The 21,700-nt window shown below is 37.9% G+C and carries 5 protein-coding genes; all 5 read left to right on the top strand.

Annotated elements, in window-relative coordinates; all coding sequences use genetic code 11:
* Positions 1–368: 368 nt before the first annotated feature.
* The 5 genes from swrA (at position 369) to VP472_RS17185 (ending at position 21,691) form a co-directional block, all read left to right on the top strand.
* Positions 369–722 carry a swarming motility protein SwrAA gene (gene swrA / locus VP472_RS17205; RefSeq protein ID WP_014305920.1) on the top strand — a complete coding sequence of 118 codons (354 nt, stop codon included), beginning with the start codon at positions 369–371 and terminating at the stop codon, positions 720–722.
* 74 nt (positions 723–796) lie between these two features.
* Complete coding sequence (locus tag VP472_RS17200; protein WP_007407459.1) at positions 797–1,987, top strand: cell division topological determinant MinJ; 1,191 nt, start codon at positions 797–799, stop codon at positions 1,985–1,987.
* Between the two features lie 899 nt (positions 1,988–2,886).
* Positions 2,887–3,228: a hypothetical protein gene (locus VP472_RS17195; RefSeq protein WP_161596039.1), complete on the top strand. Its 342-nt coding sequence runs from the start codon at positions 2,887–2,889 to the stop codon at positions 3,226–3,228.
* 218 nt (positions 3,229–3,446) lie between these two features.
* Positions 3,447–4,118: an SDR family oxidoreductase gene (locus VP472_RS17190; protein ID WP_330731224.1), complete on the top strand. Its 672-nt coding sequence runs from the start codon at positions 3,447–3,449 to the stop codon at positions 4,116–4,118.
* Positions 4,119–4,591: 473 nt separating this feature from the next.
* Positions 4,592–21,691: a non-ribosomal peptide synthetase gene (locus VP472_RS17185; protein ID WP_153986741.1), complete on the top strand. Its 17,100-nt coding sequence runs from the start codon at positions 4,592–4,594 to the stop codon at positions 21,689–21,691.
* Positions 21,692–21,700: the final 9 nt, after the last annotated feature.

Raw genomic sequence — 21,700 nt, 5'->3', positions numbered from 1 at the left:
AAAGGAGGCGTTTTTTGCGTCTCCTGTTTCTTTTGTCATTCATAAAAAATGAACCAAAAGGCATATAATTATGACGGTTTTGACAAGATATTAAAAAAATTTTCACATTTAAACATTTATAAAGGACAAACATTACCCGATATTTATAGAGAAGAGAGACTTTATGCCGAGTTAATATGTATTCAAAATGAAACTTTTGAAAGTTGCCTCAGTCAGTTTTAGTTCTTACAATAAAAGAAGGTTCTAATAGAGAACAGTTTTAGTTTGGCAGCTGCATTTCAGTATCGAAAGCAGAAGTGTTTGCGGCGCTTCAGCACGGCAGCTGTAATCACCCGTGCTTATCTGGATAAAAAAATGGGGGTTCACAATTGAAGAGGGCAAGTATTGTGCGTGAAAAAAAATATTATGAATTAGTGGAACAACTAAAAGACAGAACAAAAGACGTCACATTTTCATCAACAAAAGCACTAAGTCTTCTTATGCTGTTCAGCAGATACCTGGTCAATTACACAAATGTTGAATGCGTTCACGAAATCAATGAAGAGTGTGCGAAGCATTATTTCACTTACTTAATGAAAAACCATAAACGTTTAGGAATCAATCTGACGGATATTAAACGGTCCATGCTTCTGATCAGCGGCGTGATCGAGGTGGAGGTTGACCACTATCTGAAAGATTTCTCTCTCTCAAATGTAACGCTGTGGATGACGGAAGAGAGATAGACGTTTGAGATATTCAAGCCAATGATTATTTGGTAGAATAGAATTAAAATGTTTGGCTTGAGGCGGTGAAAGCAGTGTCTGTTCAATGGGGAATTGAACTTCTGAAAAGTATCGGTCTGTTTTTTTTGCACCCGATGTTCTGGTTTTTTATCATCATAAGTCTCGCATGCGGATATTTGCGGATCAAACGTGAACGCCATACGTTTCATACAAAAATCGCGGATATGTATGACGAGCTTATCTTTACATACATAAAAGGACTTATACCGGGTATTCTTCTCTCCATATTATTTTTTGGACTGGGAATTTCGATTCCATTCGGTCTTCTCGGCATAATCGCGGCCGTGACGGCTTTGGCTTCGCTGACGTTCCGTATGAATTGGCTGTCATCAGCTTATATTGTCAGCGCCGGCATGTTCATTGCGTTTCTCCTTCAGTATACCCACACAGTGCCGTTTGCGGATCGGTTTCCGCAGGCATTCGGCGTGAATTGGGCATCGGCGGCCGTGTTTATGGGCCTTTTGATTATCACGGAGGGAGCGGCTGCCTGCCGTTCAGCGCATCTGAAAACATCTCCGGCGCTTGTCGTCAGCAGCAGAGGCCTGCCCATCGGCCGACAATTGGCGAATCGCGCATGGCTGCTTCCGCTTTTCTTATTGGTGCCGGGCAGCGGGCTTGAGTCACATCTTTCTTGGTGGCCTGTCTTTACCGTGCCGGGCGGCTCTTTCCATTTGATCTGGATTCCTTATATCGCCGGCTTCGGACAGCGTGTGCAGGGGTCACTTCCGGAAGTCAGCATAAGGATAACGGCGAAACGTGTCATGATTCTCGGGGTTATCGTGACCGCATTCGGGGCAGCTGCCCTTTGGTGGACTCCGCTTGCCGGAGCTGCCGCTTGTATTGCGGTGCTCGGACGCCTGTTTTTATCATTGAGACAGCGGCTGAACGATAACGCGGCTCCGTTTTATTTCTCTAAGCGGGATCAGGGCTTAATGGTGCTCGGCATCATTCCGAATACACCCGCGGACGATCTTGAGCTGAAGATCGGTGAGATTATTACGAAAGTAAACGGCATCCCCGTGAAGCATGTATCGGATTTTTATGAAGCACTTCAAAAAAACCGCGCATTTGTAAAAATGGAGATCATCGGCCTGAATGGTGAAATCCGGTTTGATCAGCGCGCGTCCTATGAAGGCGAACATCATGAATTAGGTATTTTATTCGTGCAGGATGAACACGAGCACGAAGAAATGACAGCATTATAATGTGATTTTTCATAATTATTCGGAATAGTTTCAAGAACTCCTAAACTAGATTTCAAAATCAGCTAGAAAGTAAAACAGCTAAGAAAATTATATTTTCTTAGCTGTTTTATTTTGAAATAATAAAAAAATAAATGAAGGAGAGGTATGGCTTATTGGAAAGGTTATTGCTAACTCCAAAACCTTTAGAAGATGAATCTTTAGCAGGATATATATTAAGAATAACTGATTATAATGGTTATGAAAATTCTAGTTGGATATATACTATGGCTCAGATAAAAAAAAGAAAATTGTTAGAGGTGATGCGGGTAAGATAAGTTTAGAGTTACTGAGTAACATTACTGGTATTACTGAAAGAGAATTATGGAGTATGAAAATGATAAAATTATGGATACCACTAATCTTGGATTTATAAGGACGGGCTTTAAGTTAGGTATTAATTTATATGCTGATAAAATTTGCCCAGCTTGTTTTAATGAGAATTTTTATCAGAAGAAAATTTGGAACTATACAGTTAATGTTATTTGTCCCATACATAATTTGTATTTGGTTAATGAATGCCCAAGATGTAACAGTAAGATATCTCCGATAAGAAAAACATTAAAAAAATGTAACTGTGGATTTGAACTGAAATTGTTAGATCATGTAAAGGTAGAAGAGGATTGTATTAGTTTTGTTCATTTTTTTTAAATAATTCATAAGATCCGCGCTAGTATAGTATTCATTTTTAATCACTATCCCTTTATTAGTAATAGTACGTTTTTCTAATCCTCCCATTAAAATAAATTTAAGCTTTTACTGATGATGTAGGAGTTCCTGTTTTAATTTGTGGCATGCCAGAGTCACAGAAAATTTTCCAGCATAATGCACAGTTAGATCGGCGCTTTTGCACAAGATTAGATTTGAAATCATTTGAGTATGAAAGTAAAGAAGAACAAATAGTATTTAGAGCATTTTTAAATAACCTGGATCATCAACTTCCGTTTGTGTGCAAATCATATTTAGCTAATCCTAATTTATCTGAGAAATTATATTACGCTTCTAAAGGGATTCCTTTTTATGTTAAGAAAATATTAGAAGAAGCGACAGTACATGCAGTGAGGCAAGGGAGAGACTGTTTAGAGGAAAATGATTTGTTTTTGGCATATCAGCTAATAAGTATATCTCATCGACCATATGCAATTAATCCTTTTGGGAAACCGAATTTTAATTTGATCGAAGAAATAAAAAAAGAAAAATATTAAAAAAAGTAATTATTTAAACCTTTAGCATAAAAGAATAAGATGGAACGCCCAATGCGGTGAAAGTCGCACGTTGGGTGTGGAGCAGGGGAAAAGATGGCGATTACATCAAAGTCTTACCTATTGCTATCACATGCATCCGTAAAATAACTATTAAAAAAATCTGGGAGGATTATGGTGGATATATTAATTACTGGGGCAAATAGGGGCTTAGGGCTTGGATTTGTCGAAGTTGGATTAGAAAAAGGGTACCGATTGTTGCTGGAGTCAGAGATGCGAATGAACAAAAAAGGACTCAATTAACCAAATTAAAAGAGAAAAATAGCAACCAGTTAGAAATTCTTCATTTAGATGTCACAGACGAGGAATCTGTTCGTGAAGCAGCTCGTAATGTAGGTGAAAGTCTTGATGTGATTATCAATAATGCTGCCATTCTTAATGGAAGGGGTACGTCTATTGAGGATATTGATATAGAGGCTATCAAACTAGCATTTGATGTCAACACGTTAGGACCAGCCCGTGTGATTAAACATTTTCTACCTTTGCTGAAAAAGGGTGAGAATCAATCCATTATCAACATCTCGTCAGAAGGTGGTAGTCTAACAAATGCATATAGTGGTGATTATCCTTATGGGTTGTCGAAAGCTGCCTTAAATATGTTGTCCGAGAAGCTCCATGTAGCATTAAAGAATGAAGGCATTCAAGTCCTTTCCGTCCATCCAGGGTGGGTAAGGACGGATATGGGAGGAATGATAGACCCGACACATCCAAAAGAAACAGCAGAAGATATTTATAATCTCATTAATCGACAAGTTCGTATCGATAGTGAATTTGTTTTCGTTGACTATCAAGGGAAACCGATGAGAGCATTTGATGTGGCACCGTCTGGATGATCAAGAAAATGACTGCTGTATGATATAAGATATAAGTTGAGATTTAAGATTTATACACAAGCGTGCAGAGGCTGTTTGCCTTTCTGCACGCTATTAAATTGGAAAATGTAAAAAAATGATATATTGAGAACAGATCGCATCCTGAAATGCTACATGACATGATAAGAAGGACATAACTTTTTCCTCAAAAAATCGTGTCTTGACAACGGGGGCATTATTGAGTGTTTTTTTAAGTGATTCTGATTATTACTATCCAGGCTAAGGGCGGTGGGTTTAAACCACGCCCTTTGAGCTGGAAAAATTTTTAAGAATTTTGTTGATATAATCCTTAAATATAATATAATAGAATTATAGAAGCCAATATACATAAATAATTCTCAACATAAATTTTAATATTAAAGAGGCAAGATCAAGACGTTTGTAACAAAGATAATATCGCAGCATAAAAACAATAACTTTTTAAGAGGTGCAATATGAAACCCTATACAAAATCAGTATTAGAGGATGGAGTTAATATAACACTAGATCAATTACTTGGAATTTATGCTAACGAGAAATCAAGGGGAGTTTACTTTACTCAATCCGATGGCTCTGAATTGTTTGAGTCTTATGAAAGTCTTTATTTTAATGCCAAATCCATCTTAGGGGCACTACAAAAGCAGGGATTTCAGAAGGGCTCTTATATTATCTTTCAGACAAACAATAATTTATTCTTTATAAGGTTGTTTTGGGGTTGTATTTTAGGAGGCATGATCCCCGTTCCTCTGTCTGTACCGCTAATTGCATCGCCTGACACTGAAGCTTTCAAGAAGTTAGTGAAAGTAAGTGAGCAGTTGCCGAATGCGTGGATAATTACTGATGAAAGAAATTTAAATACGTTTAGAGAAAGTTATGAAGCCAATAATTTGAAATACTTAGAGTATGAAACCTTAGCATGTAATATGGAAGAGGGGCAATGCGTTACAGTAGATTGTCAGGACTTAGCGTATATACAATATTCGTCTGGCAGCACAGGTAACCCTAAAGGAGTAAAATTAACCCATGAAAATCTAGTTTATAATTTGGCACAGATAGTAGATCGTTTGAAACTAGACACAAATGATGTCATGGCTAGTTGGTTACCATTGACACATGATATGGGCTTGATCGGTTATCATTTAACTCCGATATTTGCGGGTATATCTCATTCCCTTCTAAATTCGGGTACATTTTTAAAGAAATCTTGGCTATATCTTCAAAAATGTGCGCAATTAAAAGCAACGGTGCTTGTAAGTCCGAATTTTGGATTAGACTGGATGATAAAGACTGTAAAGGATTCACATTTAGAAAATATTGATTTATCTAGTGTGCGAAACATAATGTGTGGTGCAGAACCAATATCAATGGATACCATTAGACGATTTTATGAAAAATTCTCGTCTTCTGGCTTGCGTGAAAATACGATCCATCAAGTCTATGGTATGGCAGAAGCTAGTCTGGCTGTTACTATTCCTGAAGAAGGACATAATAGAAGTATATGTATTAACCGTCATAAAGCTCGTATTGGTCAAGAAGTGGAGTATATAGAAACGAAGGAGCCAAATGCAGCAGAGTTTGCCATAGTAGGAGAACCATTATATGAATTAGAAATATTGATTGTAGATGATGAAGACCACATCTTAGGGGAAAATTACATAGGCAATATAGTGATCAAGGGGAAAAATGTATTTGAGGGATATATGAATCATGATAGTTCCCCTTTTAATGAACAGGGCTTCTTCTGTACAGGAGATTTAGGACTTTTACGCAATGGAGAACTCATTGTAATGGGCAGAAAGAAGGATATTCTGTTTGTAAATGGTCAGAATTATTATGCTAGCGATATAGAAAATATGTTAACATTGGCGATCCCAGAGTTGTCTCAAGTCGTTGTGTGTGGTGTTCGCAATCCGTCATCGATCAGGGATGAAATTATAGTATTTGTACATAATCGAAAAGGTGCCAAGGCATTTTTGCCACTTGCCCATCAAGTGCAGGATATGGTATTAGAACGGGTTGGAATAGCTGCAGATTATGTAATTCCAATAAAAACGATACCGAAAACAACAAGTGGAAAGGTGCAACGTTTTCTTTTAATAGAGCGATTTGAGAATCATGAGTTTGATGAAGTTATCGCAATAGCTCCATATTCTTATCAGAGTATCAAGGAATCTGCAAAGAAGTCAGCATGGAACAAAACGGAGATTGAAAATCAAATCGTTGAAATTGCAAAAGAAGTATTCTCTATCCCTTCTTTGAAAGTAGACGATACGATTTCTCGGATGGGAGTTAGTTCGTTAACGTTGATTCGTTTCCAGGATGAAATAAATCAACGATTTCAAGTCGAAATCCCTATTGTAAGCCTTTTCAAAATGTCTAGCCTGGAACAAATAATTAAGATGGTTGAGGAACAACTAAAGGCAGAGGATGTCAATGCATCCGAATTAACAGGGAATAAAGACATGTGGTATGAGCCGTTCCAGGTAACAGAAATACAAGGAGCCTATTTAGTTGGAAGACAAAATATTATGGAAATGGGTAATGTCTCCACACATGCCTATTATGAGTTTGAAACAGAATTAGATATTAAACGTTTAAACGATGCATTGAATCATGTTTTAGAGCGTCAGCTTATGCTGCGTACTATTTTTGATGATACAGGAATGCAAAAAGTTCGGCGTTCTAATTCTTCTTATGAGATTTGTATTGAAGATTTACAAGACTTGTCTTTAGAGGATCAACAAAAACGTATATTGGAAAAAAGAAATAGCAGGTCACATTTTGTTTTCCAACAAGATCATTGGCCATTATTTGAGTTGACTGCATTTATTCTTGGTGAGAAGAAAAATTATCTCTTCCTGGATATTGACTTATTAATTGCTGATGGAGGCAGTTTATTAATTTTAATACAAGAGATAATGGATTATTATGAGAAACCGAATATGGAGATTAAACCTTTAACATTCCAATTCTCAGATTATGTAAGGGCATTGGAGAGCTTTCGTGAATCTTCCGCCTATCAAAAAGCTCAAGACTATTGGCAAGCCAAAATAGAGGATTTTCCCTATGCACCTCAGCTACCATTAGTTTGTGAGCCAGAATTCATAGAGAAACCAATATTTCAGCGAATGGAGAAAAGTCTGACAACAGATCAATGGAATATTGTGAAGGGCCTGGCAACTCAGTACGGTGTAACACCATCTGTATTCTTATGTACAATTTATGCGGAAGTTTTGTGCAAATGGAGCAATCAATCCAGAATGGCACTTAATTTAACATTATTTAATCGACAGTCCTTTCATCCAGACGTAATGAAGTTGATTGGAGATTTTACATCAGTTTTATTGTTAGATATTGATTTATCTGTTCATCGTGCTTTTTGGGAGAAAGCATCTATGGTTCAAGATATATTATTTGAAGCAGTAGACCATCGTTTTTATAGTGGTGTTGATGTTATACGGAATATTGCAAGTAAGAGAGAAATGACTAGTAAAGCGATTATGCCAATTGTATTTACTAGTATGTTATTCGATAAATCGGAATTTGCAGATACGTTGACGAAATTAGGGAAAATTAAATACGGAATAAGCCAGACCCCTCAAGTATTTTTAGATTTCCAAGTCACGGAAAGAGACGGACAATTAATTATGACTTGGGATTATGCAAAAGATTTGTTTGATGAAGACATGATCAGTGCCATGTTTGAAACGTATCAACTTCGATTACAGCAAGTTATAGAAAATAATCTTTCATCTATGCCGCTACCTTTGACACATTCTAAACTACTGCTTGATTACAATCATACACAAGGAGATTATGAAGGAGATTTACTGCAAAGATTAATAGACCGGCAATGCCAGAAGACTCCCGATGCTATTGCAGTCAAATTAGGACAGGATACACTGACCTATGGCGAGTTGGCGAGAAAATCCAATCAGGTCGCTCGCTATTTAGCAGAACAAAACTATGCGCTCAATTCTTATATTGGAGTTTGGGCAGAGAGACGAATTGAGACCATTGTAAATATGGTAGCTATTTTAAAAGCCGGCCATGCTTATATTCCTGTTAATCCGGAACATCCTGAGGAAAGAATAAAATATATCGTGGAACATAGTGATATCAAGCTCATGATTCATCCGGATTTATATGAAACAGAGAACCTTTCCACCTATAACGATGGCGCCTTCGAACTGTTAGAAGGCTGCCAGCAGGATAGAGCCTATGCTATCTATACGTCAGGAAGCACTGGACATCCTAAGGGTGTTGTGATCACCCATGAAGCAGTAGTGAATACATTATTAGATATTAATGAGAAATTCCAAATAAATAGCGAAGATAAAATCATTGCCCTATCATCGATGAGCTTTGATTTATCCGTCTATGATATTTTTGGAGCACTCATTAGCGGAGCTCAGTTAGTATTAATTCCAGATCTTTTAGATATGGCCAGTATTCATCAGATCATGATCGAAGAAGAAATCACGATATGGAATTCGGTTCCGGCAATTATGGATATGTATCTAGAAAGCACAAAGCAAGACAAGGTGCATAGCACTTCAGCAGAGCGCTTACGTATGGTGATGATAAGTGGAGACTGGATTTCTCTTGGTTTGCCAGCGAAAATCAAAACAAGAATGCCAAAAGCACAAGTCATCGGGTTAGGTGGAGCAACGGAAGGCTCTATATGGTCCATATATTTCCCAATCACAGAAGTGAAGCCAGAGTGGAAAAGTATCCCTTACGGCTATCCGCTGAAAAATCAACAAATTTACGTACTGGATGAATGTGGGGAAGAATGCCCAGTAGGCGTACCAGGAGAACTGCATATTGGTGGAAAAGGAGTCGCCGTAGGTTATCTCAATGAAGAAGAGAAGACGAAGGCCGCCTTTATCAACCATAGATTAGGTTATCTGTACAAAACAGGTGATTATGGTGTCATGCGTCCGGAAGGATATGTAGACTTCCTGGGAAGAAAAGATAGTCAAGTTAAGATACGTGGACATCGTGTCGAACTAGGAGAAATAGAACACTGTATCAATCATTTGCCACATATTCACCAGTCCGTCGTCGCTGATTACAGTGATTCACATGGAGAGAAGCAATTGTGTGGGTATATTGTTGCAGATGAGACCGTAGAATTGGCAGAAATAAAAAGAGAGTTAGCCAAACATCTGCCTGATTATATGATCCCGGCACAATTCATACAGGTAGATGAGATTCCACTATCTGCAAATGGTAAAGTAAATCGTAAATTATTGCCGAACCCGGAACAGTTTATTGAAGAAACTAAGATGATAAGGGGTTATGAGGCACCAAAGACCCAGACGGAAAAATTGGTAGTAGAGGCATTTGAACATGTACTTGATATGGAAAGAGTAAGTGTAAATGACAATTTCTTTGATTTGGGTGGAGATTCGATTAAGGCTATCCATATTCTAAACAAGATAAGAGAAGCTGGATACGATAGCTCCATGCGAAATCTTTTGATGGAGAGAACACCAAAGCTAATAGCCATGAATTTATCCACAAAAAAAGAAATTATGCCTGCGGAGCAAGGAGAAATAACTGGTGAAATTTCACTGATACCAATTCAAAACTACTTCTTCGCACAAAATATGATAGATCCTGAACATTTTAATGTATGCCAAGTGTTTAAGGTTCGTGAAAAACTAAATGATCTGGCACTACAAAAAGCTTTATCTGCGTTAGTGCAGCATCATGATATGTTGAGAGCTACGTACAAAGATAAGAAACAGGTTATAGGGAAAGTAGAAGATAAGAAATGGTACGGCTTTACAAAAATAGCATGTGAATCTGAAGAGATTCAGGAAAAAATTAAGACAACGAAAGTAAAGATGGATTTGGCGGAAGGACCATTATTGCAGGCTGTTTTATTTAGTACGCCGGAGCAAGATTATATGATGTTGCTAGCTCATCATATGATAATGGATGTGATTTCCTGGCGGATTTTAACTGAGGATTTGGAGAAGGGCTACTCTCAAGCTTTGAATCAAAAAGAGATAACATTACCAGCTAAAACCGTTTCCTTTAAAGTATGGAGCGAAGGATTAGCTTATTACAGCCAGAGTGAAAAGTTAAAGAGAAGGTTAGCTTACTGGTCAGAAATAGAAAATAAATTGGTTGATGGTAAGTTAAAAGAAGATGGAATTGATGACAAATTCGAACCAAAGACAGCCGTGGCATGTCTTAATGCCGCTATCACAGAAAAGTTATTAAAAGAGAGTGCACATGCTTATAATACAGAGATTAATGACTTGCTTGTAACAGCACTAGGGCGTGCGGTAAACAAAGTAACAGGTCAGAGAACGCTTGCTATACAGATGGAAGGACATGGTCGTGAAGAAACAGTAGGGTCTTTTGATATAGGCAGGACAATAGGATGGTTCACTAGTATATATCCCGTAGTTTTAGAAGAGTTAGGCACTAATATTGCTCAGGATATTCGAAATACGAAAGAGAACCTACGACGCGTGCCAGCACATGGAATTGATTATGGCCTCATAAAGTATGCAGACATGGTTAATTCAGAAGAAATGAATGTGGAAGTGGCACCAGATATATCATTTAATTATCTTGGAGAACTAGAAACAAAGAAAGAATCTGGCGATCCATATTTTGAGTTTTCACAACTGGGTTATGGACAGGATACGGATCCTCGCAATCAATTTGGACCATCCATTAACGTCATAGGTCATGTGCAAAAAGGTAGTTTATCTATGACAGTAACCTGCAACAGCAGTCGTTATTTAGCTGAGAGAATTGAGCAAATAGGAAAAGCATATGAAGAAGAACTGATAGCGGTCGCAGAACATTGCTCCCATGCACAGAAGAGTGAGTCAACCGCAAGTGATTTTGGTGAGAGGGTATGGAAAGATAGCGAATTCTGTTATGTACAGGAAGCTGCCAAAATCCGCGGCGAAGAAATTCAACGTATCTATCCATTGGCTCCTGTGCAAGAGGGAATGCTCTATGAGAAGCTTTTGGATGAATCCTCTACGAAGTATGTTGTTCAGCAGACGTTGCGATTGACGGAAGTAGATGTAGAGAAGATGCACAAAGCTTTTGAATATCTAGCAACACAGCATGATATTTTACGTACGAAGATCTGTTATCGGGGAGTAAGTGTACCAAGACAAGTTGTATTGAAAGAAAGAATGCCGGAATTTAATTATATGGAAGTAGATAATGAATCGGATTATCTTGATTTAAAGGAACAAGATGTAAAACGAGGATTTGATTTAGAAGAAGATACACTAGTTCGTATGAATCTGATAAAAATAAACAACAGTGGTTATCGGTTGATCATGACAAACCATCATATTATTTTAGATGGTTGGTGTTTGCCAATTTTGCGTAAAGAATTATTTAGTGCGTATATGGCAACAGATGAAGAACAATTAAAAACACCTAATCAGGCTGCTTCTAATAAAATGGGTAGCTATGAAAAGTTTGTCCATTATATAAATGAAAAAGATAAAGAGACGAGCCTTAAATATTGGGAAGACCTTCTTCAAGGATATGAGACAAGGGCTGATATTCTACCTTTAGGTCGTCCAGATGAAACAGAAGAAGAGAGTCAGAGCCAAGAGTTTAAGTTAAGCATAGAGGTAACTGAACAAGCAGAAGCGATATGTGCCCAATATGATGTAACATTGAACACGCTAGTAGAAGCTTGTTGGGGCGTTTTATTGGAAAAATACAACTCAACAAATGATGTTGTATTTGGAAAAGTTGTATCTGGTAGAAATGCAGAGATTGAAGGTATTGAAGAAATCGTTGGTTTATTTATCAATACAATACCCGTACGTATATCGACAACAAACGAAGACACCTTTGCCGATTTGTTGAAATCATTACAGAGCCAGGCAATTATTGCAAATGAACACGATTTTCTTCCCTTAGCAGAAATACAGAATCATACTTTATTAGGAAGAGATCTAATTGGAACATTATTCTTCTTTGAAGGCTATCAAGGAACAAGTATAAATATTGATGGCAAATTAAATGTGGAATCCGAATATTACCGCGAACAAATTGGGTATGACTTGGGAATGACAGCATTTAAGAGTGATCGTATCCATTTTAGAATTCTTTTCAGTACAAAGCTATATAACAAGGAACAAATAAACATTATTGGTTCCCATCTGCAAAGGCTTATGGAACAAGCAATTGCATCACCACAGACGAAATTAACCGAATTAGGCATGACAAATGAAGCGGAAGAAATGAAAGAATTAGTACAGTTTAACGCAACGGATCATGACTATCCAAGAGACAAGACGATTGTCCAATTATTTGAGGAACAAGTAGCAAGAACCCCCCATAATACAGCAGTTGTATTCGGGAATGAGAAATTGAGTTACGCCGAGCTAAATGCTCGTGCTAATAAACTTGCATTAAGGTTACGCCGAGAATACCATATCCAGCCTGATGATTTTGTTGCCATCATAGCAGAAAGAAGTTTAGAGATGGTGGTCGGATTATATGCCATCCTGAAGTCGGGTGCAGCATATGTACCCATTGACCCATTTTATCCAGAAGAACGCATCGAGTATATATTGGAAGATAGCCAGCCGAAAGCGGTTTTAATTGGTCATGGAAAGTATAATATTTCCCCTGAAAAGGTTGTCGACTTATATAGTGCAAGCAATTATGAAGAAGGTGCAGAGAATCCTGAACATGTAAATACTCCTCATGATCTTATTTATCTGGTTTATACATCGGGTACAACAGGAAAACCAAAAGGAGTTATGGTAGAGCATCAGAATATAGTCAATCAGCAGATGTGGACACAAAGAGAATATCCATTACACGAGGGAGAATCTCTTTTAATGAAGACCACTTGTGCCTTTGATGTTTTTGCCTGGGAAGTATTTTGGTGGATGTTAGCAGGTGGTAAACTTGTTATTTTGCAACAAGGAGAAGAAAGACAAAGTGATAAGATCATCAAGGTAATTCAGGATTATAAAGTTAATGCAATCCAGTTCGTTCCTTCAATGTTCAATATGTTCTTAGATGAATTAGATATGAGCAAAGAGAAAATCAATACTCTACGTTATATCATTAATATTGGTGAGAAACTGAATGCAGAAAGTGTGAGACATTATAATCAATTAAGGGAAAAAGGACAGGTAAGTGCAGAACTACTGAATCTCTATGGTCCAGCAGAAACTACAGTTAATTCCAGTGGATATCATTGTCCAGCAGACTTAAATGTAGATAAAGTATGGATTGGTAAGCCTATTAGTAATACACAAATTTATATATTATCTAATGAAATAATAGCTGGAATAGGAGTACCAGGGGAATTATGTATTGCAGGAGAAAGTGTGTCACGTGGATACTTAAATCGTGAAGAATTGACAGCACAGAAATTTATTAAAAATCCTTTTGGTTCAGGAATGATGTATAAAACAGGCGATCTGGCACGGTGGATGCCGGATGGAATGATCGAGTACCTTGGTCGTATAGATGATCAGGTTAAAATAAGAGGTTCCAGAATCGAACCAGGAGAAATTGAAAGTACTTTGATGGAACTCGAAGGAGTTAGTGGAGCAGCCGTTATAGTACGACAAGACAAGCAAGGAGAACAATATCTGTGTGCTTATGTAGTTGTTCATACAGAAGTGGAAAAATTAGACGAAGATAAGATCAAGAGTGAGTTACGCAAGAAGTTACCAGACTATATGGTTCCTTTATATATTATTCGTATTGACCAAATTCCGTTAAGCCATAATGGAAAGCTGAACAAAGCGGCACTACCAGAACCAGAATACAAGGTGAAGGAATATGTAGCCCCAACAAATAGTGAAGAGAAGTTAGTAGTTGAAGCATTTGAGAAAATCCTTGGAATAACAGGAATTAGTGTCAATGATAGCTTTTTTGACTTGGGTGGTCATTCACTGAAAGTTACATTATTGTGTAATGAATTAGAAAAGACAATCGGTATAAAACTGCAGCTTAGTGAAATATTTGCTTTATCTACACCCAAACGTATTGGAGAAAGAATTGGAAGTTTACAATATGATCGTTTCTCGGAAATACCGAAAATAGCTAAAGCAGAGTTCTATCCTATGAGTTCTGTTCAAAAGCGACTTTATCTTCTCAATGAGATAGTTGGTCCTAGTATTTCCTATAACATTTCGAATGTCATTAAATATGATAAAACTCTGGATAAAGAGCAGTTACAGGGAGCATTAGATAAACTCTTAGAAAGAGAAGAAATATTGAGAACGAGCTTCCATCTTATTGATGGAGAGCCAGTTCAAGTAATTCAACCAGATGCGAGAGTAGTATTAGAATACAAAGAAGCAGATTCACTAGATATTCAAGCTGAATATGATAATTTTGTGCGCCCATTTGATTTATCGAAAGCACCTTTGATGCGGGTTAAGTTATTACAGACGCCACAAGCTTCATACTTGATGCTGGATATTCATCATATTGTTTCTGATGGAGAAAGTCTGCCTATTATGATGAACTGGATAAGTGAGTTATATGAAGGATATACTCTACCAATGCCAAGGGTTCATTATAAAGATTTCTCTGCTTGGCAAATGACTCAGGATATTACGGAACAGGCAGCATATTGGAAGAACGAGTTCTTAGGCGAAATTCCAATACTAAATTTGAATACAGATTTCCAACGTCCTAAGAAAAAGAGCTTCAATGGCGCCGACATAAAAACCAAAATTGAAGCCCCAGTTTGTATGGAAATAAAAGAATTAGCGAAGAAGCATGGTGCTACAGAATTCATGATTATGTTATCAACCTTTATGCTTCTAATGAGCAAATACAGTCAACAGGAAGAAATTGTAGTTGGAACTCCTGTATCAGGCAGAACCCACGTTGATACACAAGAAATGCTGGGGATGTTTGTAAACTCCTTGGCTATCAAAGGAAAAGTGAAACAAGAGGAGAGTTTTGAACAAGTATTGCTAGGGGTAAAAGAAAAATGTCTTCGTGCGTACGATAATCAGGACTTTCAATATGAAGAATTGGTTGAGGCAGTAGATGTAAAGAGAGATTTATCAAGAAATCCATTATTTGATGTAATGTTTATGATGCCAGAGAGTGAAATTATGTCTGGTTCAAAGAGCATTATGAGTGGAACATGGGTACCAATGGAAGGAAAAGTAGCTAAGTTTGATCTGAATTTAATGGTAATACAAACATCAGAGGGTTATATGGTCAACTTAGAGTATTCTACAGATTTATTTAAACAAGAAACGATAAAGCAAATGGTGGATGATTATGTTTTATTGCTTTCGGAAGTTATAAAGCATCCAAAAGATCGTTTGCAAACTCTACTTAAGAAAGAAGATGTTAAGAAAGAGGAAAAAGATTCGACCCAAGCAGAGCTTGATCATCGTGCCAATCATTTGGCGCAGCAAGTTTCAGATTTGATGCAAGCATTGCATCAAAGAGATCAAGCTTATTGGAAGAGCAAAGTTGAGAATTTCCCACATGCGCCACAGTTACCGCTTCTTTTTAACGGGAATGCTGTAAACAACGCGACAGTAAAACGTTTAGAAACGAAAATTTCTGCGACAGACTGGGCGGTTGTGAGAAACAAAGCTTTGGATAACAGAATTGCACCATCTGCGTTATTGTGCACAATATATGCGGAAGTTCTATATAGATGGAGCAATCAATCCAATATGGCACTTAGCTTAAATCTCTTTAGTAATCAGCCTTTTCATCAAGATGGAATGTCTCTGATGGGGGATTTTGTATCAAAATTGTTGTTAGATATCGATTTATCATCTCACAGACAATTTTGGGAAAGAACTGCTGCGATTCAGAAGCGGTTATTTGAAGCGTTAGACCACAGATTTTACAGTGGGGCTGATTTCCTGCGTGATCTGGCTGAAAACCGCGGTCAAGAAGATCAAGCTATAATGCCAATTATATTTACGAGTATGCTGCGTGACGAAGTGAATTCTTTCAATGCCAATATAGGCAGTAGGGGAGAATTGAAATACGGAATAAGCCAGACCCCTGAAGTATTTTTGGACTTCCAAGTCACGGAAAGAGACGGACAATTAATTATGACTTGGGATTATGCAAAAGATTTGTTTGATGAAGACATGATCAGTGCCATGTTTGAAACGTATCAACTTCGATTACAGCAAGTTATAGAAAATAATCTTTCATCTATGCCGCTACCTTTGACACATTCTAAACTACTGCTTGATTACAATCATACACAAGGAGATTATGAAGGAGATTTACTGCAAAGATTAATAGACCGGCAATGCCAGAAGACTCCCGATGCTATTGCAGTCAAATTAGGACAGGATACACTGACCTATGGCGAGTTGGCGAGAAAATCCAATCAGGTCGCTCGCTATTTAGCAGAACAAAACTATGCGCTCAATTCTTATATTGGAGTTTGGGCAGAGAGACGAATTGAGACCATTGTAAATATGGTAGCTATTTTAAAAGCCGGCCATGCTTATATTCCTGTTAATCCGGAACATCCTGAGGAAAGAATAAAATATATCGTGGAACATAGTGATATCAAGCTCATGATTCATCCGGATTTATATGAAACAGAGAACCTTTCCACCTATAACGATGGCGCCTTCGAACTGTTAGAAGGCTGCCAGCAGGATAGAGCCTATGCTATCTATACGTCAGGAAGCACTGGACATCCTAAGGGTGTTGTGATCACTCATGAGGCAGTAGTGAATACACTATTAGATATTAATGAGAGATTCCAAGTAAATAGCGAAGATAAAATCATTGCCCTATCATCGATGAGCTTTGATTTATCCGTCTATGATATTTTTGGAGCACTCATTAGCGGAGCTCAGTTAGTATTAATTCCAGATCTTTTAGATATGGCCAGTATTCATCAGATCATGATCGAAGAAGAAATCACGATATGGAATTCGGTTCCGGCAATTATGGATATGTATCTAGAAAGCACAAAGCAAGACAAGGTGCATAGCACTTCAGCAGAGCGCTTACGTATGGTGATGCTAAGTGGAGACTGGATTTCTCTTGGTTTGCCAGCGAAAATCAAAACAAGAATGCCAAAAGCACAAGTCATCGGGTTAGGTGGAGCAACGGAAGGCTCTATATGGTCCATATATTTCCCAATCACAGAAGTGAAGCCAGAGTGGAAAAGTATCCCTTACGGCTATCCGCTGAAAAATCAACAAATTTACGTACTGGATGAATGTGGGGAAGAATGCCCAGTAGGCGTACCAGGAGAACTGCATATTGGTGGAAAAGGAGTCGCCGTAGGTTATCTCAATGAAGAAGAGAAGACGAAGGCCGCCTTTATCAACCATAGATTAGGTTATCTGTACAAAACAGGTGATTATGGTGTCATGCGTCCGGAAGGATATGTAGACTTCCTGGGAAGAAAAGATAGTCAAGTTAAGATACGTGGACATCGTGTCGAACTAGGAGAAATAGAACACTGTATCAATCATTTGCCACATATTCACCAGTCCGTCGTCGCTGATTACAGTGATTCACATGGAGAGAAGCAATTGTGTGGGTATATTGTTGCAGATGAGACCGTAGAATTGGCAGAAATAAAAAGAGAGTTAGCCAAACATCTGCCTGATTATATGATCCCGGCACAATTCATACAGGTAGATGAGATTCCACTATCTGCAAATGGTAAAGTAAATCGTAAATTATTGCCGAACCCGGAAAAGCATATGGAAGAAAGTAAGATGATAAGGGGTTATGAGGCACCACAGACCCAGACGGAGAAATTGGTAGTAGAGGCATTTGAATATGTGCTTGGTATGGAAAGAGTAAGCGTAAATGACAATTTCTTTGATTTAGGTGGATACTCGCTTAATGTAATCCGGCTGTGTAATGAATTAGAGAAGAGTACAGGGGTAAGGCTGCAACTTAGAGAAATTTTTGATTTAGTTACACCGAAGAATATTGCAGAAACAATTAAAAACTCAAAGGTAAATACGTATGAAGAAATACCAGAAATAGCAGAAGCAGAAAGCTATTCTATAAGCTCAGCTCAAAAGAGACTTTATCTTTTGGATCAACTAACAGGTCCTGGTACAACTTATAATATTCCTTTAGTAATCAAGCTTAAAGTTAAACCAGACAATGAGCGACTTCAGAGGGCATTGGATCAATTAGTAGAGCATGAGGAAATTTTAAGGACAAGTTTCCATATCGTGAATGGTGAACCAATTCAAAAAATTTCTTCAGATGCAAGAATTGTGCTGGAGCACAGTGAAGTAAAGACAGCAGATTCACAGTATATCCAAGATGAATATAATACTTTCGTCCAACCATTTGACCTGTCAAAATCACCACTGATGCGTGCAAAAATACTGAATACTCCAAGTGATTCATATTTATTCCTGGATATTCACCATATTTTATGTGATGCAGGAAGCATGCCAGTTATGCTTTACAAAATACAAGAGTTATATGAAGGAAGAGAATTGTTAACACCACGAGTACAGTATAAAGACTTTTCTGCTTGGCAAAATGCTAGAGATATCACAGAACAGGCAGCGTACTGGAAGAAAGAATTCTCCGGTGATATACCAGTCCTGGATTTAATCATGGATTATCCACGCCCTCATAAACAAAGCTTTAGAGGTGCTAATTTCCGAACACAGGTAGAAGAAAAAACGAGTATTAAAGTAAAAGAGTTAGCGAAGAAGTATGGTGCAACGGAGTTTATGGTGTTGTTATCCACCTTTTTCTCTATGTTAGGAAAATACAGTCGACAGGAAGAAATTATAGTAGGAACGCCAATATCGGGCCGAAACCATACGGATACCCAAAATATGTTGGGCATGTTTGTAAACACTCTGGCAATCAAAGGGAATGTGTGCGCTGATGATACATTTGAGGATGTATTATTACGTACAAAAGAGAAATGTTTACAGGCATACGATAACAAGGATTATCAGTTCGAGGATTTAGTTGAAGCAGTGGGAGTAAAGAGAGATTTCTCAAGAAACCCAGTATTTGATGTGATGTTTGTATTGCAGGACGATGAGAGAGAGAGTTATTCGGATCGTATTCATATTGGAACAAGGGAATCCGTTGAAGGTAGTATTTCTAAATTTGATCTTACCTTAACCATGATAAGTGATTCAGAAGGCTATAAGATTGATTTTGAATATTCTACAGACTTATTCAAACCAGAAACGATCGAGTACATGGCAAAACACTTCTTAACATTAATTGAAGGAGTTTTAATGTCTCCGGAAAAGAAGCTGCAGGAGATTGCCATGGTAGATCTGTACGAAGAAGCAAAAATATTGGATGAGTTCAATATGACGGATGCAGAATTCCCTCAAAATATGACGATTGTGCAGTTACTTGAAGAGCAGGCCGCCAGAATACCTAATAGTATAGCCATCACATTTAATGGACAACAGATGACCTATGCACAATTAAATGAACGGGCGAATGCTCTGGCAAGAAAGCTTCGTGAGGACTATAACATTCAACCCAATGACTTTGTGGTGATCTCAACAGAGAAGTGTTTGGAGATGGTGGTGGGTATATACGCTATTTTAAAGGCTGGAGCAGCTTACGTACCGGTTGATCCATCTTATCCAGAGGAAAGAATTAATTATATCATTAATGACTGTAAACCAAAGGTCGTATTATGCAGTACAAAAGAACCTGAAGTTGACATTCCTGTCATGCATCTTCATGATGAGGCAAATTATCAAATGGAATGCAGTAACCTTGTTCATGTAAATCACTCAAGTGATTTGATGTATGTTATTTATACCTCAGGTACGAAGGGCCGGCCAAAAGGTGTTATGGTTCAGCATGTAAATGTAGTGCGATTACTCAAGAATGACAAGTTTAAGCTTGATTTATATGAAAATGATATTTGGGTTCAATTCCATTCTTATTGTTTTGATGTTTCGGTTTGGGAAATATTCGGAAGTCTATTGAATGGAGCAAAGCTTGTAATACCTTCTGAGGATACAGTAAAAGATGGATATGCCTTCGGAGAGCTGCTCCAAAAAGAAGCGGTAACCATCTTATGCCAGGTACCTTCACCATTCTATGCGTTGATCGATGCAACGACAGGACAAACCATAAATAGTTTACGATATGTTATTTTTGCAGGGGAGGCACTTTATCCAGCACATTTGAAGAAATGGCATGAGAACAATAGACATTGTCGTCTGGTTAATATGTACGGGCCAACAGAAACCACGATATACGCTACTTATCGCGATATTGATGCTGAAGCCATCGAGAGAGGAATTAGCGACATAGGAATGCCACTTCCAACATTAAAGATTTATATATTAAATGGAAATGAACTTTGTGGAATTGGAGTTCCGGGTGAGGTATGTATAACAGGTGAGGGTGTATCTCAAGGATATTTAAATCGACAAGACCTGACAGACGAGAAGTTTGTACACAACCCATTTGGATCCGGAAAGATGTATCGGACAGGTGATTTGGCACGTTGGTTACCTAACGGAAACATTGAATATATTGGACGGATGGATGACCAAGCAAAAATTAGAGGATATCGTATTGAACCACGAGAAGTAGAAAGCCGTTTATTGGAGCTTGAAGGCATAAATGAAGCTGTAGTCATAGTGCGAGAAGACAAAAGGAATGAGAAATTCCTGTGTGCCTATGTAATAACTGAGACAGAAATAGAAGAAAAGGACGTTAAGATCAAGTTAAGTAAAGTATTACCAGATTACATGGTGCCTGCACATATTATTTCGGTTGATGCGATTCCGCTTACAAGTAATGGGAAACTTGACAAAGCCTCATTACCACAGCCGGAGTATAAGTCAAAGGAATATATTGCACCACGAAATGAATATGAAACTCTGATCGTGCAGGCATTTGAGAACATTCTAGATATTGAAAAAGTCAGTGTAACTGATAGCTTCTTTGATCTAGGGGGATCGTCACTGAAAGCAGTGCTCTTGTGCAATGAATTGGAGAAGGCCATAGGAGTAAGATTGTCAATTAGAGATGTTTTTACTTTTGGTACGCCCGAGCAGATAGCGGGAAATATCGAGTCGATTGAGAGCGAGATGTTTGTGGCAATAGAACAAGCTTCAGCAGCTGAATACTACCCTACAAGTTCAGCTCAGAAACGACTCTATCTTCTAGACGAGATGACCGGACCTAACATTAACTACAACGTATCGGACGTTTATGCTTATGAAGAACCGCTAGATAAAGAAAGATTACAGAAGGCTTTGGATAAGCTGTTAAAGCAAGAAGAAATCTTGCGAACTAGTTTCCATGTTGTGGACGGTGAGCCTATTCAAACGATTTCTCCAGACGCAAGGGTTTTAATAGACTACAGCGAAGTGGACGAAATAGATATACAAACAGAATACGATAAATTTATACAACCGTTTGTTTTATCCGAAGCACCGTTGATGCGTGTGAAATTAATGAAGACAACAACGGCCTCCTATCTATTTGTTGATATTCATCACATTATATGTGATGGAGAAAGCCTGCCAGTTATACTGCAACAAGTGAACGAATTTTATGAAAATGATGGAACTGATTATGAATAAGAGGAGAAC

Source organism: Bacillus sp. MT(2024) (genome assembly GCF_036362845.1).
Taxonomy (GTDB): domain Bacteria; phylum Bacillota; class Bacilli; order Bacillales; family Bacillaceae; genus Bacillus; species Bacillus velezensis.
This window is presented reverse-complemented; position numbering and strand designations above follow the sequence as displayed.

What these genes read in the sequence shown, in the direction of transcription:
- VP472_RS17185 (WP_153986741.1), top strand. Translation starts at nt 4,592, where the DNA reads ATGAAACCCTATACAAAATCAGTATTAGAGGATGGAGTTAATATAACA.